Annotated in this window: 18 protein-coding genes; 7 read left to right on the top strand and 11 right to left on the bottom strand. The window is 63.3% G+C overall.

The features are described 5' to 3' along the window. Positions 1-1,023 (top strand): UDP-glucose 4-epimerase GalE, encoded by a 1,023-nt coding sequence (galE, locus tag OKW29_RS38935; protein WP_429294630.1) that lies wholly within the window; start codon positions 1-3, stop codon positions 1,021-1,023. A gap of 125 nt (positions 1,024-1,148) precedes the next feature. Here galE and OKW29_RS38930 read toward each other — a convergent pair whose 3' ends face one another. Beyond that, entirely contained in the window at positions 1,149-2,708 is a 1,560-nt protein-coding gene (locus OKW29_RS38930) for a methyl-accepting chemotaxis protein (RefSeq protein WP_429294629.1), read from the bottom strand. Between the two features lie 248 nt (positions 2,709-2,956). Between OKW29_RS38930 and OKW29_RS38925 the strand changes: the two genes are divergently transcribed. Then, on the top strand, positions 2,957-4,057 hold the full coding sequence (locus OKW29_RS38925; RefSeq protein WP_090803345.1) for an MraY family glycosyltransferase: 1,101 nt from the start codon (positions 2,957-2,959) through the stop codon (positions 4,055-4,057). 214 nt (positions 4,058-4,271) lie between these two features. Here OKW29_RS38925 and OKW29_RS38920 read toward each other — a convergent pair whose 3' ends face one another. The 6 genes from OKW29_RS38920 to OKW29_RS38895 form a co-directional block, all read right to left on the bottom strand. Continuing rightward, on the bottom strand, positions 4,272-4,421 hold the full coding sequence (locus tag OKW29_RS38920) for a hypothetical protein (protein WP_311539619.1): 150 nt from the start codon (positions 4,419-4,421) through the stop codon (positions 4,272-4,274). Positions 4,422-4,500: 79 nt separating this feature from the next. Beyond that, the gene (locus OKW29_RS38915; protein WP_429294628.1) at positions 4,501-5,028 is read right to left on the bottom strand and encodes a DUF2778 domain-containing protein; all 528 of its coding nucleotides are present in this window, start codon (positions 5,026-5,028) and stop codon (positions 4,501-4,503) included. Positions 5,029-5,493: 465 nt separating this feature from the next. Continuing rightward, positions 5,494-7,374: a polysaccharide biosynthesis protein gene (locus tag OKW29_RS38910; protein WP_090803332.1), complete on the bottom strand. Its 1,881-nt coding sequence runs from the start codon at positions 7,372-7,374 to the stop codon at positions 5,494-5,496. 11 nt (positions 7,375-7,385) lie between these two features. Next, complete coding sequence (locus OKW29_RS38905) at positions 7,386-8,408, bottom strand: MraY family glycosyltransferase (protein ID WP_184065189.1); 1,023 nt, start codon at positions 8,406-8,408, stop codon at positions 7,386-7,388. 49 nt (positions 8,409-8,457) lie between these two features. After that, complete coding sequence (locus OKW29_RS38900) at positions 8,458-9,417, bottom strand: NAD-dependent epimerase/dehydratase family protein (protein ID WP_429294627.1); 960 nt, start codon at positions 9,415-9,417, stop codon at positions 8,458-8,460. Then, positions 9,414-9,545, bottom strand: coding sequence for a hypothetical protein (locus tag OKW29_RS38895; RefSeq protein ID WP_429294626.1), 132 nt, complete (start codon positions 9,543-9,545; stop codon positions 9,414-9,416). Before OKW29_RS38895 ends, OKW29_RS38900 begins: the two co-directional genes overlap by 4 nt. 392 nt (positions 9,546-9,937) lie before the next feature. Between OKW29_RS38895 and OKW29_RS38890 the strand changes: the two genes are divergently transcribed. From OKW29_RS38890 to OKW29_RS38875, 4 genes are read left to right on the top strand one after another with little or no spacing between them, the layout of a single operon-like run. After that, positions 9,938-10,909 carry a glycosyltransferase gene (locus OKW29_RS38890; RefSeq protein ID WP_429294625.1) on the top strand — a complete coding sequence of 324 codons (972 nt, stop codon included), beginning with the start codon at positions 9,938-9,940 and terminating at the stop codon, positions 10,907-10,909. Then, positions 10,906-13,113, top strand: a complete 2,208-nt coding sequence (locus tag OKW29_RS38885; protein WP_429294624.1) for a glycosyltransferase — start codon at positions 10,906-10,908, stop codon at positions 13,111-13,113. Before OKW29_RS38890 ends, OKW29_RS38885 begins: the two co-directional genes overlap by 4 nt. Next, a complete protein-coding gene (locus OKW29_RS38880; RefSeq protein ID WP_429294623.1) occupies positions 13,106-16,342 on the top strand; it encodes a glycosyltransferase family 4 protein in 3,237 nt (1,078 codons plus the stop codon). The genes OKW29_RS38885 and OKW29_RS38880 overlap by 8 nt, the downstream gene beginning before the upstream one ends. Beyond that, positions 16,339-17,457 (top strand): glycosyltransferase, encoded by a 1,119-nt coding sequence (locus tag OKW29_RS38875; protein ID WP_429294622.1) that lies wholly within the window; start codon positions 16,339-16,341, stop codon positions 17,455-17,457. Before OKW29_RS38880 ends, OKW29_RS38875 begins: the two co-directional genes overlap by 4 nt. A 65-nt stretch (positions 17,458-17,522) precedes the next feature. Here the strand turns inward: OKW29_RS38875 and OKW29_RS38870 are convergent, their stop codons facing one another. The 4 genes from OKW29_RS38870 to OKW29_RS38855 are packed head-to-tail and all read right to left on the bottom strand — an operon-like array spanning position 17,523 to position 21,070. After that, entirely contained in the window at positions 17,523-18,428 is a 906-nt protein-coding gene (locus OKW29_RS38870) for a hypothetical protein (protein ID WP_187615944.1), read from the bottom strand. Continuing rightward, positions 18,425-19,015 carry a histidine phosphatase family protein gene (locus OKW29_RS38865; RefSeq protein ID WP_429294621.1) on the bottom strand — a complete coding sequence of 197 codons (591 nt, stop codon included), beginning with the start codon at positions 19,013-19,015 and terminating at the stop codon, positions 18,425-18,427. The genes OKW29_RS38870 and OKW29_RS38865 overlap by 4 nt, the downstream gene beginning before the upstream one ends. 14 nt (positions 19,016-19,029) lie before the next feature. Beyond that, the gene (locus OKW29_RS38860; RefSeq protein WP_260330647.1) at positions 19,030-20,031 is read right to left on the bottom strand and encodes a glycosyltransferase; all 1,002 of its coding nucleotides are present in this window, start codon (positions 20,029-20,031) and stop codon (positions 19,030-19,032) included. A gap of 49 nt (positions 20,032-20,080) precedes the next feature. Next, the gene (locus OKW29_RS38855; protein ID WP_184038540.1) at positions 20,081-21,070 is read right to left on the bottom strand and encodes a glycosyltransferase family 4 protein; all 990 of its coding nucleotides are present in this window, start codon (positions 21,068-21,070) and stop codon (positions 20,081-20,083) included. Positions 21,071-21,584: 514 nt separating this feature from the next. Between OKW29_RS38855 and OKW29_RS38850 the strand changes: the two genes are divergently transcribed. Continuing rightward, complete coding sequence (locus tag OKW29_RS38850; RefSeq protein ID WP_429294620.1) at positions 21,585-22,541, top strand: class I SAM-dependent methyltransferase; 957 nt, start codon at positions 21,585-21,587, stop codon at positions 22,539-22,541. The last annotated feature ends 13 nt before the right edge of the window (positions 22,542-22,554 follow it).

The raw sequence follows: 22,554 nt of genomic DNA, 5'->3' as shown, positions 1-22,554 counted from the left end.
ATGACCACGAAGGGCACGATTCTGGTAACGGGCGGCGCGGGCTTCATCGGCTCGCACACCTGCGTCGAACTGCTGAACGGCGGCTACGACGTCGTGGTGATCGACAACCTCGTGAACAGCAAGCGCGAAGCGGTGCGGCGCGTCGAGAAAATCACCGGCCGTGCGGTGAGCTTCTATGACGACGACGCGCGCGACGCAGCCGCGCTGCAGCGGATTTTCGATGCGCATCCGATCACCGGCGCGATTCATTTCGCGGCGCTGAAAGCGGTCGGCGAGTCGGTCGCGAAGCCGATCGAGTACTACGCGAACAACGTCGGCAGCCTGCTGACGCTGCTCGGCGTGATGCGCGATCGCAACGTCAAGCAGTTCGTGTTCAGTTCGTCGGCAACGGTGTACGGCGTGCCGAAGAGCTCGCCTATCGACGAATCGTTCCCGCTGTCGGCGACCAATCCGTATGGTCAATCGAAGCTGATCGCCGAGCAGATCCTGCGCGATCTCGAAGTGTCGGACCCGTCGTGGCGCATCGCGACGCTGCGCTACTTCAATCCGGTCGGCGCGCATGAAAGTGGCCTGATCGGCGAAGATCCGGCCGGCATTCCGAACAACCTGATGCCGTACGTCGCACAGGTCGCGGTCGGCAAGCTCGACAAGCTGCGCGTGTTCGGCGGCGACTACGAGACGCCCGACGGCACCGGCGTGCGCGACTACATCCACGTGGTCGATCTCGCGCGCGGGCATCTCGCCGCGCTCGATGCGCTCGTCGAGCGCGATGCGAGCTTCGTCGTCAATCTCGGCACGGGCCAGGGCTATAGCGTGCTCGACGTGGTGCGCTCGTTCGAGAAGGCGTCGGGGCGGCCGGTGCCGTACGAGATCGTCGCGCGCCGCCCGGGCGATGTCGCGCAGTGTTTCGCGGACCCGAGCGCGGCCGAGAAAATCATCGGCTGGCGCGCGCAGTTCGGCATCGAGCGCATGTGCGCGGACCACTGGCGCTGGCAGTCGACGAATCCGCAGGGGTTTGCATAAAGCGCTTCGGCACCAGCGCATCCCGTTAAAAAAATGGCGGCGGCATTCGCGTAGCGCGGATGCCGCCGCCGTTTGCTTTGGCGCTCACCTCGTCAGAACGGTGAGCGCCGTGGCTGCTGAACGCGTTACGCCGTTGCCCCTTCCAGCTGGAACACCGCGACCGCATCACGCAACGCCATCGCATGCTCTTCCAGCGACTTCGCCGCGGCCGCCGCCTGCTCGACGAGCGCCGCGTTGTGCTGCGTGACCTCGTCGATCTGCGACACCGCCTTGTTGACCTGCTCGATGCCGTCGCTCTGTTCGAGCGCCGACGCCTCGATCTCGCTCATCACGCCGGTCACGCGCTCGACGGCCTTCAGCGCTTCCTGAATCGTCTTCTGCGCATCCGACACCAGCGAGGCACCCTCCTCGACCTTCGCCGCCGACTCGCCGATCAGCTCCTTGATCTCCTTGGCCGCCGCGCCCGAGCGCTGCGCGAGACTGCGCACTTCCGAGGCGACCACCGCGAAGCCGCGTCCCTGCTCGCCCGCGCGCGCCGCTTCGACGGCCGCGTTCAACGCGAGAATGTTGGTCTGAAACGCGATCCCCTCGATCATGCCGATGATCTCCGTGACCTTGCGCGACGACTCGCTGATGCCGTCCATCGTCTCCGTCACGCGCGACACCACCTTGCCGCCGCGCGTGACCGTATCGAGCGCGCCGTGCGCGAGGCGGTTCGCCTGCCTGGCGTTGTCGGCGTTCTGTTTCACGGTCGCCGACAGCTGCTCCATGCTCGCCGCGGTCTGCTGCAGCGCGGCCGCCTGCTGCTCGGTGCGCGCCGACAGATCGGCATTGCCCGACGCGATTTCGTTCGCGCCCTGCGTGATCGCGCTCGTGTTGCCGCGCACCTTGCCGACCGTTTCGACGAGGCCGTCGCGCATCCGCGTCAGCGCGCCGAGCAGCTGGCCCATCTCGTTGCGCGATTTCACCTTGATCGCGACGCTCAGGTCGCCGGCCGCGATGCGCTCGAAGTGCTTGACCGTCGCGTTGACCGGCTTGATCAGCGCCGACGACAACGCGACCCGAGCGCCCACCGCGATCACGAGCGCGATCACCGCGATCGCGCCGAACAGCACTGTCGCGAGCTGGAAGCGTCGCGCGCCGGTCGCGGCCTGCTGATGCTGATTGTCCATCTGCGCTTTTTCGAGCGCGTCGATCGCTTTCGAGTAGGACGCATACAGGCTGTTCGCCGTGTCGCCCTGGATGTTGCGGAAGGTATTGAAGTCGAAGTCGGTCAATGCCTTGAATTCCGGTTCGATCGCCTTGTCGACGAGCGCCGCGCGCGCGTCGCCGACGCTCTGCGCGAGCTTGCGCTCTGCGTCGCTCGCGAACGGGCCGGCCATGTAGTTGCGGAAGTCGTTGTTCGATTCGAGCAGCACCTCGTGCGCGGCCGGCAGCAGATCGTCGGTCTGCTTGCCGACGCTGAACAACGTCTGATAGGTGCCCAATGCGAGCTGCACCTGCAGAAGCTTCTCGGAACTCGCCTTCAGATGCGACAGCGCGACCGCACTGCGCTGCGTGTCGTCGAGGCTGTCGTTGGCGAGCTTCAGCGCGCCGTAGCCGACAGCGATCACCGTCAGAAGGAAGGCGACGAATACGCTGATCACGAGCGTCAGTCCGCCACGAATTGTGATGTTATTTAGCATTGGGTCTCCGGAACGCCTTTGTTGCGCGCGACTTACACTTCGTCGCATCCAGGTTTACGGTTGCGGCGCGCGCGCGCCGCATAGGGGGAATCCATGAGGAGCGAGCGCTCACGGGCCTGTGCAGGCCGCTTCGGTCTCGCTATCTGGGATTTTTTGCCGGCCTGGATGAAAGCTTCGCGCCCGTGCCGCGCGCCGGCCGCCGCACGTTTCGTTTGTATAATTCCGCGTCTTCGCTCAGGCCCACTTTCATGCTTAGTTTTGCGCTCGGCTTTCTCGTCTCTCTGCTGATCACGCTGTTGATCGTGCGCTATGCGCATCTGCATGAAAAGTTCTCGACCGACACCGATCTGGCCGGCGTCCAGAAATTCCACGTGCGTCCGGTGCCGCGCATCGGCGGGACTGGGATTCTGGTCGGGCTGATCGTCTCCGCGGTGCAATTGCATCGCGCGTATCCGGCCGTATCGGGCAGCATTCTCGGGTTGATCGCGTGCGGCATGCCGGCGTTCGGCTCGGGGCTCGTCGAGGATCTGACCAAGCGCGTGTCGCCGCTCGCACGCCTCATCTGCACGATGGCGGCCGCCGCGCTCGCCTGGTTCTTTCTCGACATCGCGGTCACGCGCATCAGCGTGCCGCCGCTCGACTTTCTGCTGTCATATGCGGCGATCTCGTTCGTGGTCACGGTGCTCGCGGTCGCGGCGCTCGCCAACGCGATCAATATCATCGACGGCTTCAACGGCCTCGCGTCGATGGTCGCGTTCATGATGTTCGCGTCGCTCGCGTATGTGGCGTTCCAGGTGCACGACCCGGTCGTGCTGTCCGCGTCGTTCATGATGATGGGCGCGGTGCTCGGCTTCTTCATCTGGAACTTCCCGGCCGGGCTGATTTTTCTCGGCGACGGCGGTGCTTACTTCATCGGCTTCATGCTCGCCGAGCTGTCGATCCTGCTCGTGATGCGCAATCGCGACGTATCCGCGTGGTATCCGGTGCTGCTCTTCATGTACCCGATCTTCGAGACCTGCTTCTCGATCTACCGCAAGAAGTTCATTCGCGGCATGTCGCCGGGCATTCCGGATGGCGTGCATCTGCATATGCTGGTCTACAAGCGGCTGATGCGCTGGGCGGTCGGCGCGCGCACCGCGCGCGAGCTGACGCGCCGCAACTCGCTGACGTCGCCGTATCTGTGGCTGCTGTGCCTGATTGCGGTCGTGCCGGCGACGCTGTTCTGGCGGCACACGCTGCATCTGTTCTGCTTCGTCGTGGTGTTCGCGGCGACTTATGTGTGGCTTTACGTGAGCATCGTGCGGTTCAAGTCGCCGCGGTGGATGGTGGTGAGGAAGGGGAAGCGGTGAGCAGAAGCGACAAAGGCAGCGAGGGCGCTTTTTTGTTGGTCGAAATAGCGATAGCCGCCTCGAAAGTGGCTCGTATATGCCATGGGCATCGGCCGAAAATTCGAAATCCGTTCACTCGGCTCGGAATGTAGCAATAAGACCCTCTCGTCACCGAGATTCCTCGAAATTCATCAATGCACGGGATAAAAAAAGGCCCCCTCCCCAGGGCTTTCGTCTACTTCGTGCGGTACCACCGCCATAGCTTCATGATCGCCACATACGCCAGCACCGCCACGAGCAGTTCGATAGTCATCCACAGGCCGATATACAGGTTTTCGGGATCGCCGATACCTAGCACCTCCGAAGCGTGTATCCATGCACGCATCTCGGACTCGGTCCACCCATCGTCGTACGGTCGGACAAATCGGAATGACAGAAGGTACAGAGCTATAAACAGCAGGACTTTAAGCACCCTTCGGACAGGTGTTGCCATATGTGATGACCTCAATTGTTCCGTAGGCGCGAAGCCCCGAATTGCCGGCAGGGATCGTCATGGTGTGCAGGAGTGAGTTGCGGATTCTCAGGAAATCCGTACGTCTCGGCAGGGTAATGCAGCCAAGCGAAACACCCCGACCACCTGCCGGATGCAACCTGAAGTTTCCACGCCGCACGCCGTTGATCCATGTGTATTCGTCGATTAGCCCATCATCACGATACAGTGCAAACCATTCACTGTGATCGGTCGGGTGCGACGAGTAGTAATTGAACTCATCTTTTAACCACGTTTCTACCGCAGAGCGCACGCCGCCAGTAGGGCGCGGGACGATCCAGTACTTGCCAGCGGGGATCGGCCCGTTATTGGGAACCATTGTGCAGCCGCCCCGATTGCGGTATTGGCCGTTGCCGGAATAGGCGTCGAATGTGCCGATGCCATTAATGGTGAGCGGTGACAGCGGCGCGTTGTTCACGAGAAATTTGCCGAAGTAAGCCATGTTTCACGCCTCCTGATTGCGCTGGCTGTAAGTCATTGCGTCCTGCATAGGTTCCTCCCGTTGGTGAACCTTGACCGTAAGCGCGCGTGCCGCTGGCGCGCTACAGGTCGATTCCGGAATTGCCGCCTCTTTCGCCTGGACAAAAAAACGCGCCTCAAGGGCGCGCAAAACCTTTGCATCACAGAAAAAGAGCCAACAGAGCCGCCACCTCAGCGGGAACGACATACCGGGCGGCGATGGTTCAATGCTAGGTGTATGTGCCGGGCGCAGGCTTCAGACAATTCCGAAACGCCGGGGCGTGCACGATGGTTGTCACCTCTCCAGGGCAAAAAAAAGCCCCAGCAGGTCTGCAGGGGCTTTTATCGATCAACATCCGACGGCCAATTTCAACGGGTCAAATGACCTGCCTTCGCGGGTACTGATTCAATGCTTCGACTACTCCGATGACTCGCGGCGGCGGAACGCCTACGACACCCGCGTCGCCGGCGCCACACTACGCAGCGTCGTCGCGGTCGCCGGCAAATACTCCGGCACCCAGCGCCGCAGATCGCGCCGCACTTCGTCGTCGGCCGGCACGCGATGCTGCATCAGCCACGGCAGCAGATTGTCGATCAGGCTGTCCGGCACCTCGCGCGCCTGTGCGATGCGCAGCTTCGGGTGCGGCGTGCGCGTGGTGGTTTCGTCGTCCGCGAGCAGTTCTTCGTAAAGCTTCTCGCCCGGACGCAAACCCGTGAACACGACGCGAATCTGCTCTTCGGTGAAACCGTACAGGCGGATCAGATCGTGCGCGAGATCGGCGATTCGCACCGGCTTGCCCATGTCGAGAATGAAAATCTCGCCGCCGCGCCCCATGCTCGACGCCTGCAACACGAGTTGCGACGCCTCCGGAATCGTCATGAAGAAACGCGTGATTTCCGGATGCGTGACGGTCACCGGCCCGCCGCGCGCGATCTGCTCCTGGAACTTCGGAATCACGCTGCCCGCGCTGCCGAGCACGTTGCCGAAGCGCACCGTCTCGAACTGCGTGCGCCGCGCGCCCTGCTGCTGCAGCGCCGAGCACGCCATCTCCGCGAGCCGCTTGCTCGCGCCCATCACGTTGGTCGGGTTGACCGCCTTGTCGGTCGAGATCAGCACGAAATGCGCGACGTCGTGGCGGATCGCCGCGCGCGCGACGCGGTACGTGCCAAGCACGTTGTTGCGCACCGCCTGCCACGTGTTGACCTCTTCCATCAACGGCACATGCTTGTAGGCCGCCGCATGAAACACGATGTGCGGACAGTAGCGCGCCATCACCTGATCGAGCAGCAGCGAGTCCTTCACGTCGCCGACGATCGGCACCACCGACACTTCCGGATATTTGTCGCGCAGCTCTTCGTTCAGCCGATAGATCGAGAACTCGGAGATGTCGAACGCGACCAGTTGCACCGGACCGAAGCGCAGGATCTGCCGGCATAGCTCCGAGCCGATCGAGCCGCCCGCGCCCGTCACCATCACGACGCGGTTTTTCAGCAGCGCGGCGACGTGCTCGGTGTCGATCGTCACCGGGTCACGGCCGAGCAGGTCTTCGAGATCGATCTGCCGCACGCGCGACAGGAACGCCTGACCTTGCGTGAGCGGCGTGAGCGCGGGCAGCGTCATCGCGCGTACGCCGGCGCGCACGCACAGCGTGGCGATGCGCCGATGCGCCTCCACCGACGCCGACGGCACCGCGATGATCACATGCTCGACCTTCAGCTCCGTGCAGATTTTCTGCAGATCGCTGATCGCACCAACCACGCGATAGCCGTAGATTTCACGGCCCTGCTTGATCGGATCGTCGTCGAGCAGACCGACGAGGCGCCATTGGCCCGAGCGCTTCAGCTCGCGCACGAGATTCGCGCCGGCATTGCCCGCGCCGAGCACGAGCACCGGCTTGCCCTGGCCGACCAGTCCGCCGTAGCGATAGAACTCCTTGGCCGCGCGATACAGCGCGCGTGAGCCGCCCATCGTCAGGAACAGCAGCATCGGCGACACGATCAGCACCGAGCGCGGCACGACCGGCGCCGGCTGCAACAGCGCCGAGCCGATCACGACGACGAGCGCGCCGACGCCGATCGCTTTCGCGATCCGCACGAGATCGGGCAGGCTCGCGAACACCCACATGCCGCGATAGAGGCCGTAGCCGCGGAACATCACCGCGTAGATCAGCAGCACCCACACGAGCGCATGCAGCCCGCTCGACCAGAACGGCGCGGGCACCGGTCCGTTGAACCGGATCACATAGGCCAGCAGCCAGGCCATTGCCACCGCGCACAGGTCGAACGCAAACGCACTGAACGAAAGCCATCTGGCTTTGAAGCTTTTCATTGCGCAGAACCTCAGATTGGCCCGGAACGGGACACATGGCGCCGCCAGCGGCGATCAATACACAGGCCCGCGACGACCAGCACGGCAGCCCATGCGACGACAACCAGCCATTGATACAGAAGAGCCAATTGTAGCGCCCAAACAGCAAGTATTATGCCCGCCGCCATGAACAAATACCAAATCCACGCGGTCGATGCGTGCCCGAAACCCGACTGCACCAGTCTTTGATAGTAGTGTTCACGATGCGCCTGCCAAAATTTTTCACCGCGCAGCAGGCGCTTGAGCAGCGTGACCGACGCATCGCCGATGAACGGCGCGAAGCACAGCGCCGGAAACCACACCGGCCATACACCCTCGCGCCACCCCCAATAGCCGAGCGCGCCGGCCAGAAAGCCGAGCGGGATCGAGCCGGCGTCACCGAGAAAAATGCGCGCCGGGTGAAAGTTGAACAGCAGAAAGCCCGCGGCCGCGCCTGTGACGATCAGGCTCGCCGTCGCGAGCGCCGGGTCCGCGTGCGACGACAGCGAGGCGGCCACCGCATAGCCGCCGAAGCCGAACAGCGCCATGCCGCCCGCGAGGCCGTCCGAGCCGTCCATGAAGTTGTAGAGATTGACGAGCCACACGAGTAGAACCGCCATGCACGCGAGCGCCCACCACGGCACGTCGGCCGGATAGACGGCGATCAGTGCCGCCACCGCCGCCGCATGACCGCCGAAGCGCACGCGTGCGGGCAGGCCACGTCGATCGTCGAGCTGCGATAGCGCCGCGAGCAGCGCCGCGGCAAGCGCGGGCAGCCACAGCGACGGCGCCGCCAGCGCGATCAGCAGCACCGCGACCGGCACGATGCCCCAGCCGCCGACGCGCGGCGTCGGGCGCGTGTGCAGCGAGCGGTCGTTGGGAATGTCGGTGGCGAGCCGCCACGCGAGGCCGGTGCGCAGCAGCGTCCACAGGATCGCCGCGCAGGCGGCGAGCGCGGCGACGCCCCACGGCAGTAGAGAGACGACGGAAGAGGCAGAGTGTGCAGCGAGCGGCATCGATAGCGTTAGCGGGTCAGGTCGGAGTCAAGGCGGGTTCAACCCGTGGTCAATGCGTTGAGCGATACCACGCCGCGGTTTCGAGCAGCCCATGCTCGACCGTATGCGGCGCAGACCAGTTCAGACATTCGCGGATATGCGAACTGTCGACGCGCAGCTCGCCGATCAATCGATCGATCTGCGCCGAGCGGCCGGTCAGGCGACCCGCGAGACGCAGCAGGCTGGCCGGCACCGGCACGAGCCGCGCGGGCACGTGAAGCTGCGTGGCCAGCAGACGCGCGAGTTCCGGCACGCTGAGGTCGCGGCCGTCGGTCACATGGAAGGTTTCGCCGGCCGCGCGCGGATCGTTCGCGCAATGCACGAGCGCGTCCGCGAGGTTATCGACGAACACGAGGCTGCGCAGCGCGCTGAGCGCGCCGAGCGGCAACGGAATGCCTCTCGCGACCGCGTTCATCAGCTGCAGGAAGTTCGCGCGCACGCGCGGCCCGTAGACCAGCGGCGGCCGCACCACGACGACTTCGAGACCCGTCGAGCGGCCGTAGTCGAACAGCGCGCGCTCGGCTTCCAGTTTCGAGATGCCATACGCATCGGACGGCGCGGGCTGATCCGTTTCAGCGATCGGCCGGCCGCTGCTCGCCTCGCCCATCGCCTTGATGCTGCTGACGAACACGAAGCGCCTCACGCCCGCGCGCCGCGCCGCGGCCGCGACGCGCAAGCTGCCCTCGACATTGGTCGCGCGATAGGCGGCGAGCGGCTCGGTCAGGGTCTCCCGCATCACGTGCACGCGCGACGCCAGATGGATCACCGCATCGCAAGTGAGCGCGACCGGCCAGCGCTGGTCGATGCCCGCAAAGTCTTCGGTATCGAGCAGCCATTCGCGCACGCCTTCGGCGGCCGTCTGCGGCCGGCGCACCACGCCAGTCACGCGATCGCCCCGCCGCAGCAACGCGCGGGACACCACCTGGCCGACGAAACCGTTGGCGCCGGTGACGAGGATCTGCAGACTCATCGCAATGCTCCGTCATGCACTTCGCGGCGCACGATTACGCCCACGCCATGCCGCGCGACCCACGCAAACAGACGATCGCCGTCAGGACTCGACGCGGCCGCAAGCGGCGGGAAAGGCGGATCAGACACGATACAATCTGGCATCGGCGGTGCTTTCTCAGGAAGTCTGGCTGGGAACGTATTGTATTCGGGCCGTGATAATAAAACGGACCTGCGCCTGCTGGCGCGTCGTTCGTACACTTCGTAACAACTCAAACATATTCGCGCATGTGGAATTCGTGGTATCGATCCGACGTGCTCGACAACAGCACACGCCGGCCTGCTCGCTGGCCGTGCGATCAGGCCCCGGCCCGCGCACCGGCAAGTCCGCGCCTGAAGGCCGCGCAAGCGCGCGGCGAGCATCCACGTGAATGCCCCGAAACCTGCCGGTCTCGCCGCCATGTTCGCGCGTTACGCGCAGCGGCGTGCCGCGACGTGCTGGTCTGAAGAAAAGAACTGTTTGAGCGACTAGAGTCCCACCTATGAAAGTGCTGTTCGCCACCTACCCGATGGCTTTCCATACCCCCGGCGGCGGAGAAATCCAATTGCTTGCGTATCACAAGCATCTGCCCGCGCATGGCGTCGACGTTACGCTGTTCGATCCGTGGAAGCCCCGTTTTCTAGAACACGACGTGGTGCATTTCTTCTCGTGCGTCGGTGGCTCGGTGCACTTCTGCAACTTCGTCAAGCAACTCGGCTTGCCGCTCGTCGTGTCGTCGAGTCTGTGGGTGACGGAGGAAACCAGGCATCTCTATCCGATCGGCGAGATCCACCATCAGTTTTCTCTCGCGGACCGCGTGGTCGCGAACTCCGAGATCGAATGCGACACGCTCGCTCGCACCTTCGATCTGCCGCGCGAGAAGTTCGCGAGCGTGTTGAACGGCGTCGAACAGAGCTTTTACGAGCCGGTCGCGGCGGAGCCGTTCCGCCGTGAATCCGGCATCGAGGGCCGCTTCATCCTGAACGTCGGCAACATCGAGCCGCGCAAGAACCAGCTCGCGCTGATCCGGGCGATGAAGTCGTTCCCCGACCTGAAGCTCGTGCTGATCGGCCATCAGCGCGATCCCGAGTATGCGAAGGCATGCTTCGACGAGGGTGGCGCGCAGGTCGTCTACGCCGGCACGCTGCCCCACGATTCGCCGCTGCTGCGCTCCGCCTACGCGGCCTGCGAAGCGTTCGTGCTGCCGAGCACGCTCGAAACGCCGGGGCTCGCCGCGCTCGAAGCGCATGCCGCCGGCGCCCGCATCGCGGTGACAAAAGTTGGCTCTACCCAAGAATATTTCGCGCAGCACGTTGCCTACCTGGATCCGTTCGACGTCGACAGCATCACCGGATCGATTCGCGCGGCGCTCGCGCAACCGCGCGGCGCTGCCGCTGCTCCGACGCGCGATCTGACCTGGCAGGCCGTCCTGTCGCCCTTGAAAGACCTCTACGATTCCCTGCTGACGAAATGACAAAACCCGTGACGAACCTCGTGAAGAACCTCATGAAGAACTTCGAACTTCGTCCCTTGAATAACGTCGAGGCGTCCTCGAATTCCGGGTTCGCCTGGAACGCGACGAACGGCGATCCGCAGTTCGAGCTGACGGGATGGGAAGAGCTGTCGGGTCGCGCCGCGCGTATTTCGTTCGAGCTCGCGAAAGAAGACATGCCGGCCTCGCCATGCATGATCTATTTCGACGCGGGCGCGGGCATGTCGGAGCACGCGACGATCGGCCTCGTGGTCGACGCTGACGGCAAGGTGGATCAGGTCGTCGCGTTTCCGCCGCTCGTCGGTCCGTTGCGCCTCGATCCGATCGCGCGCGCGGGACTGTTTTCGATCACCGGCTTCAACGTCGAACTGGTGGCCGACGCCGACTGCCCGACGGAACTGCTCGAACGCGCGCGCCGGATGGCGTCATGGAGCGGCGGCGCTCAGCCCGCGCCGGCGCCAACCGTGGGTCACACGTATCAGGAATGGATCGAGCGGCACGAGCCGCCCGCGTCGCATTACCCGGAACTGCGCGCGCGCTCGAAGGCGTGGGCGCTGCAACCGCTGATCAGCATCGTGATGCCGACCTACAACACGCCGGCCAGGTGGCTGCGCATGGCGATCGATTCGGTCGTCGACCAGGTCTACGAGAATTGGGAATTCTGCATCGCCGACGACTGCTCGACGAACCCCGAGGTCAAGCAGGTGCTCGACAGCTACGCCGCCAAAGATCCGCGCATCAAGGTCGCGTACCGCACGACGAACGGCCACATCAGCCGCTCCAGCAACACGGCGCTCGAGCTTGCCGTCGGCGAATTCGTCGGCCTGCTCGACCACGACGACGAATTGCATCCGCTCGCGCTCTACTGCGTCGCCGAGCTGATCAACGCGCATCCGGACGCGACGGTGATCTACAGCGACGAAGACAAGATCTCGATCGACGGGGTCCGCTCGGACCCGTACTTCAAATGCGACTTCAACTACGATCTGTTCCTGAGCCAGAACATGATCTCGCATTTCGGCGTCTACAAGACTTCGGTCATGAAGGAGGTCGGCGGCTTCAGAACCGGCTTCGAAGGCTCGCAGGACTACGACCTCGCGCTGCGCGTGATCGACCGCGCGGGTCATCACACGGTGTATCACGTGCCGCGCGCGCTGTACCACTGGCGCATGATCCCCGAGAGCACGGCGGCCGGCCATGAAGCCAAGCCGTACGCGCATATCGCGGCGATGCGCGCGCTCGACGAACACCTCGCGCGCAACGGCATCAACGCCCACACCGAGCACGCGCCGGGCACGGACGCCTTCAACAAGGTCGTGTACGACTTGCCCGAGGTGCTGCCGTCGGTGGAGATCATCATTCCGACGCGCGATTCCGCCGGACTCGTCGAGCAATGCGTGGAATCGGTGCGGCAGAAATCGAGCTACCCGAACTTCCGCATCACGATCATCGACAACGGCTCGCTCAAGCAGGAAACGCACGACCTGTTCGCGCGTCTGCAAGAGGACGAGCGCATCAAGGTCGTGCGCGACGATTCGCCGTTCAACTACTCGGCGCTGAACAACCGCGTCGCGCTCGCGAGCACGGCGGACTTCGTCTGTCTGATGAACAACGACATCGAAGTGATCAACGCCGACTGGCTCGAGGAAATGGTGTCGGTCGCGCTGCAGGCGAAGGTCGGCGCGGTCGGCGCAAAACTGCTGTATCCGGACGACACGATCCAGCATGGCGGCGTGGTGCTCGGCGTCGGCGGGATTGGGAGCCATGCGCACAAGCACTTCCCCAATTCGCACCCCGGCTACTTCGCGCGCGCACGCCTGCGCAACGTGATGTGCGCGGTGACCGCCGCGTGCCTGCTGATCCGCCAGTCGATCTACAAGGAAGTCGGCGGCCTCGACGAACAGTTACACGTCGCTTACAACGACATCGATTTTTGCCTGCGTGTGCGGCAAGCGGGCTACCGCAATGTGTGGACGCCCTACGCGGAGCTTTATCATCACGAATCGGCAACCCGCGGCGCCGAAGACACACCGGAAAAAATCAGCCGCTTCAACCAGGAATCTGAGTTGGTCAGACAGCGCTGGGAGCATCTGTTGATGAACGATCCCTGCTATTCACCCAATCTGACACTGACTGCCGACGATTTTTCCTTTGCTTGGCCTTCAAGGATTGCAAATCTTGATTAATCTGGGACCCCAAAAAAACAAGACCGGATGGCTGGCGGAGTACCGCCATCCGTCGCCGGGGGAACTGTTCTGCCTGCCGAGCGCGATCTACTTTCTGATGAAGTTCAGAGCCGATCTCGCGCGCTTCAATTCCAAAGTGCTGGATGACCGCGTCACGCTGTATTTCTGGTGGGAAATGTCGGCGCGCGAAACGTATCCGGACTTCAACTGGGTGCTGCGACAGGAAGACCTCGAATATCTGCGTCAGCTCGACAACGACACGCTGATCGAGCGGCATCCGGACGCCGTCACGTACTGGCTCGGCTCGACCAAACCGAGCGTGCTCGATGCGAAGCATCTGAGCGAGACGCTGCACGAGCCCGTCACCGTGCTCGAAGAAGCCGGCCTGCAATTGCCGAAGCTGATGACGACGGTCGTGCGCAATCGCGGCGATCTGTCCCAGGCATTCAACCTGAACACGCTGACCGGCTATCTGAACTGCCTCGACTGGTGGGAGCAGTACGGTCAGGTCACCTGCCCGCGCGTGACGTGGCGTCCGCCGATCGCGTGGCCCGGGCTGCTGGAACCGATCGAGGCGCCCGACTCCAGCGCGATGCCGTTTCCGCGCTTCCTCGCGCTGATCACGACCGAGCGGCCCGATCTGCGCAGCGCGTTCAATCTGAACAGCTTCACCTCGCGGCTCAACGCGCTCAGCTGGTGGGAAGACCACGGCCAGCGCGAGTATCCGCGCATCAAGTGGTCGCAGCCGCCGATCGGCGGCTTCATGCTCGAGCCCGAAGCGCTTCCCGCGGACGGTGGCCCTTACGTGCCGCGCTTCCTGTGCGAGATCTACAAGGACCGGCCGGACCTGCAGGCGACCTTCACGCTGCAGTCCTTCCGCGGGCGGCTCAACTGTCTGTCGTGGTGGATCGAACACGGCCAGCATCAGTACCACGCGATCAAATGGGTGCCGCCCACGCCCTCCGCCGTGATGTTCGAGCCCGAATTTGGCTCGCACGCCGACTGGCTACCGGTGCCGCGCTTCCTGCGGCTGCTGCACGGTGAGCGCCGGGACCTGCAGGAGCTCTGCTCGCTCGACAGCTTCACCGGGCGCCTGAAGTGCCTGTCGTGGTGGATCGAGCACGGGCAGCACCAGTATCCGGCGATTCACTGGGGCATCCCGCCGTTGCCCGACACCCTGTTCAGGATGGAAGCCGGCGAGCAAGGCGCGCTGCCGCTGCTGCCCCGCTTTCTGCCGCTGATCTGGAACGAGCGGCCCGACCTGCAGGCGTCGTTCAACCTGAGCAGCTTCCGCGAGCGGCTCGCGTTCATTTCGTGGTGGGAAAAGCACGGGCACAGCGAGTACTACGCGATCGAATGGTCGCCGACGCATCTCGCCGAAGAACGCGAGGGCGAATGGGTGCCGCCCACCACACCCGCATTGATGTTCGAGCCCGAATGGGGCACGCACGCCGACTGGCTGCCGGTGCCGCGCTTCCTGCGGCTGTTGCATGACGAGCGCCAGGATCTGCAGGAGCTCTGCTCGCTCGACACCTTCACCGGGCGTCTGAAGTGCCTGTCGTGGTGGATCGAACACGGGCAGCACCAGTATCCGGCGCTTCACTGGGCCATCCCGCCGTTGCCCGACAGCCTGTTCGGCGCGCAAGCCGGCGAGCAAGGCGCGCTGCCGCTGCTGCCGCGCTTTCTGCTGCTGATCTGGAACGAGCGGCCCGACCTGCAGGCATCGTTCAACCTGAACAGCTTCAGCGAACGGCTCGGCTTCATCTCGTGGTGGGACAAGCACGGGCACGACGAGTACTACGCGATCAAATGGACGCCGACTCATCTGGCCGAAGAGCTCGCGAGAATCGACGACGAGCAGCCGGCGGACGACACCTTGCTGCCGCGCTTCCTGACGATGATCGCGAATGACCGCCCGGATCTGCGCGAAGTGTACGACCTGAACACCGCGGATGGCCGCGACCAGCTCGTGCGCTGGTGGAACGAATGGGCGTCGACCGAATATCCGCTGGTCGGCTCGCTGAAGGTGCGCTGGACCGACAGCGCCGACGACGAAGCCGATGACGACGCGCACGAGCCCGCGCGCTATCACGCGCGCGTCGAAGGCATCGGCTACGACTTCGGCGTCAACATCATCGGCTTCCCGCAAGGCGTGCTCGGCCTCGGCGAAGACGCGCGCATGGCCGCCCGCGTACTGCAACTGTCGTCGACGCCGGTCACGCTGCTCAATGCGCCGATGGCGGGACCCGCGCGCCTCGAACACTCGGTCGATCATCTGATCAGCGACGAGCTCAAGTACAACATCAGCCTGATCTGCCTGCCGGCGCCCGAAATGGTGCGGCTCGCGCTGGAAGGCGGCCGCAGCCTGATCGACGCGCCCACGCACAAGATCGGCGCATGGCCATGGGAACTGCCCCACTGGCCGAACGCGTTCGGCAACGTGCATCAGATGGTCGACGAAATCTGGGCGCAGAGCCGCTTCGTGCAGAGCGTCTACAGCCGGCTCGGCAACACGCCGGTCTACCAGATGCCGATGGCGGTCGAGGTCCCCGCGCCGCTCGAGCCGAAGCGCGAGCGCTTTGGCCTGCCGGCCAACGAGTTCCTGTTCTACCTGATGTTCGACGGCAACTCGTGGCTGAGCCGCAAGAATCCGCTCGCCGGCGTGCAGGCGTTCAAGCAGGCGTTCGGCGACAGCTCGCCGGGCGTGGGGCTCGTCATCAAGGCGATGAACGTGCGCGACGACGACCCGGTGTGGCGCGCCGTGCTCGACCTTGTCGCGGGCGATAGCCGCATTCACATCGTGTCCGAGCGCCTGAGCCGCCAGGATTCGACCGACTTCATGGCCTGCTGCGACGCCTACATTTCGCTGCACCGTAGCGAAGGCTTCGGCCGCGTGATCGCGGAGGCGATGGCGTTGGGGCAGCCGGTCGTGGTCACGAACTTCTCGGGCAACGTCGACTTTTGCGAACCCGACACCGCGTTCCTCGTGGATGGCGAACTCGTGCCGCTGCGCCCCGGCGACTACCTGTTCGCCGAAGGTCAGTACTGGTGCGATCCGGAGGTATCGATCGCGGCGGAACAGCTCAAACGCATGATCGACGATGCGCCACTCCGTGAGCGCATCGCACTGGCGGGGAAGGCGCGCATCGAGCGCGACTACTCAGTTGAGGCAGTCGCACGCGCGTATGCGCGACGGTTGAACGACATTGCGGAGGCGAAGACGATATGACGCTGCGGGTATGTGCTCCGGACATTTTCTCGGGCGATGCGGTGGGTAACCACTGCATCGGTTTCGTACGCATGGCTGAACGTCTCGGCATGAGGGCCGAGCTGTATGCAAGCGGTTTCGAGGAGGGAACGAATGGAGTGCGCCCGCTTGACGCATTATTCGAAGAGGTCACTCGCGACGATGTGGTTCTGCTGAGTTACTCGATCTACGATCCATACCTCGAGCGGATACTCGCGCTCGATTGCAGGAAGATCTGCTACATCCACGGCGTGACGGACCCGCAGTTGCTGCGCGCGCTCGAACCGCGCACCGCACAGTTGTGCGAGAAGGCACTCGCGCAACTGCCGCTGCTCGCGCACTTCGACACCGTCGTCGCGAATTCGCGCAGCACGGCGGCGAGCCTCGCCGGCATCGTCGCGGCGGACGCCATCAAGGTCGTGCCGCCGATCTTTCCCGACATGTACGTGTTCCGGCGCGAAGGACCACGCAAGGGCCGCAAGCGCCCTGAGCCGAACCTGCTGATGGTGGGCCGGGTGGTGCCGCATAAACGCATCGAGGACGGCATCGAGATTCTGTCGCTGCTGAAGCAGCGTGATTTCGGCGCGACGCTGAGCATCGTCGGCAGCACACCGAACTACGATTACCTGAAATTTCTGATCAATCACGCGCGGCGTCTCGGCGTGCTCGAGCAGGTCGACTTCAAGGGCATGCTCGACGACGCCGATCTGTTCGAGTGCTACGAATCCACCCACGCGTTGCTCGCGATGAGCCGCCACGAGGGCTTCTGCGTGCCGGTGCTCGAAGCGATGCATTACGGCAAGCCCGTATTCGTGCGTGGCGGCACGGCCGCTCAGGAGATTTGTCCGCCCGACTGCGTGTTCGACGCCCATGCCGAACTCGCCGCCTGGATACCCGTAATCACGCAGCGCCTCGGTCAGACCCACGGCCGCAGTCCGATCGACACGGCCTTCGTCAAACACGCCGACGGTGTGCTGCAACGTGCCAGCGACGAGGTATGGCGCAAGATCTTCGTCGGCGCCGGGGTCGGCATGGCGGCCGCGTCAACGCATGCGCGCGCGGGTACGGCGGCCGTTTCGCTGAAAAGAGATAGATAGTCAGCGCCGCCGCTCACCAACCCATCCCGGCGCCCATCGGCGCGATCCAACCCGAGCGCGCCGCCTCACTCGTTCGCTGGCGGCTTGCCGGTCCTGTCGAAGTCGATCGGTTGCCCCGTATGCGGATGCGGCGTGAACGAGAAATGCGCGCGCACGTACTTCTGCGATAGCGTGCACAGCAAGTCCATCAATGCAATCTGCTCGGGCGGAAAGACCGGCGCGCGATCCGCCGCGTCGATCGGTTTTTGCATGTAGCGCACGATGTCTTTTTCGAAATCGCTGACGCAATAGTCCAGCACCCGATCGCCTTCGATCGGATAGGCCGCCACCTTCAGTTCGGGATGCAGCGACAGATACGTGCTGAACAGACGCTCGGCAACGAATGGCAGGAACGGTGCGTCGTCCGAGTGGATCGTGGGCTCCAGCACCCCGCGCGCGGCCTCGGTGCCGCTCTGCGTTTCGAGAAACGTGGCAATCGGCTCAAGCACCTTGCCGACGTAGCTTTCCCAGAACGACTGCGAACCGACCCAGAAATTGCAATAGCACAGCGTGTGCGGCGACTGACGGGGCGCCTCACGCAGATTCCACGCGATGCCGCAGGCGTCGAGCAGTTGCTGGCTGCGCTCGACGAGTCCCGGATGCGCATGCTCGCCCTGCATCCACGCGGTGTACGAGAAATACGCGAGTTGCGGAAACGGATTGATCATCCAGACGTCGGCGTCGGCATTGGCCTGCACGAACTCCAGAAACCGGCTGCCGTCCATGCGCGCCTTCAGCGCGAACTTCGGCGAAAAAAGACCGGTGATCTGCTGCTGCCGATGCATGCCCTTGCGGTACATGTCGACGAGAATATAAAACTCGCGCCACGCGGCGTGCGCGTTATCGCGCAGTTCGAGCGGATGAAAAGCCTGTTCGGACAGGACCTGTCCCGGCGCGTAAAGCGGCTCGAAGATCTTGATCGATGCACTCATGACAGCCCTGCGATCTGCAGATAATAGTTTCCGGTATGCACGTCGCGCCGGAACAGCGTGAGCGATGCATTCGGCACCAGCACGTTGGGAAAGCGGGACAACGGCACGTTCAGCAGGTATTGCGAGATCACCGAGATCGGTCCCGCGTGACACACGGCGGCGATCAGGCCAGGCTGCTCAGCGTGCCGCAGCACCTCCTCCTCGAGCCAGTTCACCGAACGCGCGGCCAGTTCGAGATGCGACTCGCCGCCCTCGTAACGGTCCGACAGATGTTTGCCCCAGTCGGGAAACGCCACACGAAAATCTTCGGCCTTCCAGGTCGCGAACCGCCCCGCATTGGTTTCGCCGAGACGCGCGTCGACGGTCCAGTCGCAGTTGTCCTTGAACAGCACTTCAGTGGTCTGCAACGCGCGCCGCCAAGGACTCGAAAAAACGCGGTCGGGCGCGAAACCGTGACTTTCCATCAGCGTGCGTAGCTTCGCGGCCTGCTGCAGGCCATGCTCGGTCAACTCGTCCTGTTCGGTCGAGTTCAACAGGCCAGCCACGTTGGCGTGCGATTGGCCGTGGCGAATCAGAAGAAGATCCATAGGTGTTAGCTGCTTTAAGGCTTGGGGTCGGGCAAGGCCTTCAGGAACATCGACGAAATGCGTCGCACGCTGAAACGGTCGAACACGTCGGCGTAGGCATTGCGGCGGATCGACTGGCGAAGCTGCGGGTCACCCAGCATGTCCTCCAGCGCTCGTGCCCAGCTCTCGGCCGTGTTCGACGCAATGTATCCCGTCTCACGATGTTTGACGTTCTCGCGGTAGGTCGGGCAATCCGAATAGATGCTCGGGATGCCGAGGCTGCCGTAGTCCGCGTATTTGATCGGCGACTTGCACGAGTTGAAAAACAGCGTCTCCGGATCCTCTTCGGCGCCGAGCGGCACGATCGCGAACGTGTAGCCTTCGTCGCGAATGGCCTTCTTGTATTCGAGGTTGCCGCGGCTGCCGCGATGCGTCATGCGGGCAATCGTGTTGAGCTCCGGAAACGGATCGCCCCAGAAGTCGATCGACACGTTTTCGTGGCGCGCGAGAAAACTGCGCAAGGTGCCGAAAAACTCCTTGCGAAAGCTCACGAGCTTGATGCCGTCGAGATTGGAGAAGACGATCTTCGGCGGCTGGGTTTCGGTCCACAGTTCCGGCGACAGGTCGAACGCCTGATCGTCGAACCCGTTCGGGATGATCAGCACGTCGTCCGAGCGCCGCACTTTGCGCATGCGCTCCTGCAACAGCGAGTTCGACGCCGTGGCCGCGCTCGCTTCGCGAATCATCGCGAGCACGTTGTAGAGCACGTCCTCGTTCATTTCGAGCACGCTCCACGACGGCAGATCGAGCAGCCAGTCGTCGAGATCGTAAATCGTATGAAGACCGAGTTCGTTGGCCATCCGCATGATCTTCAGCGACAGATTCGACACGTGCTTGTTGAACAGCACGACGTCGAAGCGATGCAGATGGCTGACGCCAACGTCCGCCTCCGAGATCTGCTCCCACTCGATCAACCGATGGCGCTGCATGTACGAAAGCAAAGGCGCGAAGCGCGCGCCGATGGTGCGCGAATTCATTCGCCCATCGGTCATGGAGCGCCGCTGAACGACGAGCAGTCGGGGAATCTTAGTAATTTGTGAGGCCGGCATCGATCAGGTGTCTGATTAGGTCTGCTGCTACCGTGCTCGACGAGTGCCGTGCATAGACGCGTTCGTAGTTACTTTCAATCTTTTCGTCCCTGTCCGGGTCGGTCAGGGCAGCCTGAATGGCGGGAACGATGTCCGGCGCGCGGGTGGAAGCCGCGTACCAGACATTGTCGTCGAAGTGCTCGCGCTGCCAATCCCCATCAACCATGACGAGGGGCTGCTTCACGAACGCGCCTTCGAGGCACGAGCGCCCGGGCGGATCGAGGCTCGGCTCCGCCACTACCATCGCGCTGGCGAGCGCGGAGCGCAACAGCGCGCTGCAGGGCTGGATGAACGGCAGGAAATGAATGCCGCGACGCGCTTCGCGAACGCACTGCCGGTAATACTCCTCGTCCCTGAAACCGCCGACCATCAGGCCGTTCATGTCGAGCTGGTTCAGTGCGCGGATCAGTTCGAGCTGATTCTTGATCGGCTCGATCAAGCCGAGGCACAGCACGTAGTCCGAGACGTCGCAGACCGTGGGGAGCAAATCCTTGTCGGCCGGCAGCAGGAACCGGTCGGATATGCCGGAGCCCACCACCACGCATTTACCTGGATCGACCGGGATGTACCTGTTGAAGTGCGCGAGTTCGGCGGAGGACTTGAACAGTAGCCGCTCGGCACGCTGCACGAACGCCTCGATGCGGCTGATTTCCGCCGGGTCGGGCGCGCTCAACCACCAGACGTTCGGCCACAGGAACAGCTTCTTGCCCTGATTCACCGTTTCGCGAACGATCGCTTCGCCGTCCGCATGGACGGAGAAGTGCATCACCGCGTCGTAAAAGCGTAGCGGCCGGCTGCGAATGCCGTAAATGTCGGCCTGTACGTCCGAATCGTTGAGCAGTTCGGCGACCTGCACGAGTTCCGACTCACCACCACCGCTCGTCATGAACGCGGTACTGTGAGTGGTCAGGAGAATTTTAAAATGCATATTGCGGGCTCCGTCCCGAATCGTCCCGTATCGTGGGCGCTGCTGCCGTCCGCCGGACGGTGCGGAATTCACGCGTTCGCGCGACCCGCGAAACAGGCGCGGACTATTATCGGCAGGGGCTCGATTTTACGCCAAATCGTGACGCAAACGATCGCCCACGGGCGACGCGCAGAGCACCCTGCTGCATGCTTTCGTCGGCTTACGTGGCTTACGAAACGATGGCCGCCCCGCCCTCTTCTGCCGCGCACTCGCGACTCACGCGCGGTATCCACGGAAAACGGACGGCACATGACCCGTGGCGTCGCGGCTGTGCCGATTACTATGACGAATAATTTGTAAGTAACGGTAAATGCGGACTCATGTCGGAACATCACGAAATGTTGGATGTGCAGAATACTGGGGGTACGATAGACTGGCCGGCCGGGAGGGCCGGCTCGCCAGTCAGTCGGCATATCGGTATGAATTCGCTGTTCTGTCATGGCTTTTCGCAAATTCTTTCAAGCGGAGAAACAAGATGTCGGCATCGCCCGAGCTTCTCGATTCACTTGCCGCGCAGCATCCCGAGATTGCAGAACTGATCGCTGAACGGGACAAGTATCGCGACGCGCTTCAGGTCAATATTCCGCACTTTTCGAATCTCGGCGACGTGCCTCCAGGCCACTACTATTCGCCGATCCCGTCGATCGCCGACATCAAACAGGACGAAGCACGGCTGTTCGGTAACGTCTCGCGCACGCTGCCCGGCATCGAGTTCAACGAAGAGGCGCAGGTGCGGCTCGTCGGCGAGTTCGCCGACAAGTACTACGGCGAAATGCCGTTCGAGCCGCACAAGAAAGACGGCCTGCGCTTCTACTTCGAGAACGTGATGTTCTCGTATGGCGACGCGACGTCGCTGTACTGCATGATTCGCCACCTGCGGCCGCGCCGCATCGTTGAGATCGGCTCGGGTTTTTCGTCCGCCGTTTCGCTCGATACCAACGACCTGTTCTTCGACGGCCAGATCCAGTGCACCTTCGTCGAACCGAACAATGAACGCTTGCTGTCGTTGCTGACCGAGAAAGACAAGGTCACCTCGAAGATCGTCAAGTCGCTCGCGCAGGACGTCGACCTGTCCGTATTCGCGGAACTCGAAGCGAACGACATACTGTTCGTCGATTCGTCGCACGTGAGCAAGATCGGCAGCGACGTGAACCGCATCGTCTTCGAGATACTGCCGATCCTCGCGCCCGGCGTGCACATACACTTTCACGACGTGTTCCTGCCGCTCGAATACCCGCCGCAGTGGATCTACGAAGGCCGCGCGTGGAACGAAGCCTATCTGCTGCGCGCCTTCCTCCAGTACAACAGCGCGTTCGACGTTGTCCTGATGAATACGTTCATGGGACACTTCCATGCGGACCTGATGAACGCGCGGATGCCGCTCTTCATGCGCAATCCCGGCGCGAGCTTCTGGATTCGAAAGACACGTTAGGCGCCGCGGCGCA

The sequence above is a fragment of the Paraburkholderia sp. CI3 genome (assembly GCF_050436505.1).
In the GTDB taxonomy this organism is placed as follows: domain Bacteria; phylum Pseudomonadota; class Gammaproteobacteria; order Burkholderiales; family Burkholderiaceae; genus Paraburkholderia; species Paraburkholderia tuberum.
The sequence above is the reverse complement of the archived record's forward strand: the minus strand, read 5'-3'. Positions and strand labels throughout refer to the sequence as shown.